Source organism: Bacillus cereus group sp. N21, from assembly GCF_016483395.1.
In the GTDB taxonomy this organism is placed as follows: Bacteria; Bacillota; Bacilli; order Bacillales; family Bacillaceae_G; genus Bacillus_A; species Bacillus_A pseudomycoides.
Genome location: NZ_JAEHBX010000228.1, coordinates 1 through 565, shown reverse-complemented (window position 1 = coordinate 565; position 565 = coordinate 1). Strand labels below are relative to the sequence as shown.

Here is a 565-nt window from a genome sequence, read left to right as displayed (position 1 = left end):
TACATCCAGAAAAGACGAAAGTCGTCTACTGTAGAAGTGATAATTTCTCAAAACGACATGAGCATGAATCGTTTGACTTTTTAGGCTACACATTTCGAAGGAGATGGGCCAAGAGTAAATACGGAACATTCTTTCATGCCTTTACTCCTGCAGTTAGTAAAAGTGCTGGACAACACCTTAAAGATAAAATCCGCGAGATAAGAAAGCGGAATAAACTATACTCATTAGAGGAACTAGCAGACATTATGAATCCAATCTTACGTGGTTAGGCAAATTACTTTATAAAATTCTGTGCAAGTGAGGCAAGAAAGATACTCGACTTTGTGAATCTCACATTAGTCAGATTTATCAGGTTTAAGTATAAAACGGTGAAAAGAAGCAAAGCTAAAGCCTTTAGATATTTAGTACGTATGGCAAAAGCACAACCAAACCTGTTTTATCACTGGCAAATGGGGATACGTCCGACAATTGGATAACAAGAGCCGAATGAAGGGAGACTTTCACGTTCGGTTCTGTGAGAGGCTCAGGGTGAAATCCCCTGGGCCTACTCGACTATTCCCCACCT

The 565-nt window shown here is 40.0% G+C and carries 1 protein-coding gene; it reads left to right on the top strand.

Annotated elements, in window-relative coordinates:
- On the top strand, positions 1-269 hold a 269-nt coding region (locus JDS96_RS30620; RefSeq protein ID WP_274605982.1), incomplete at its 5' end, for a group II intron maturase-specific domain-containing protein.
- Positions 270-565: the final 296 nt, after the last annotated feature.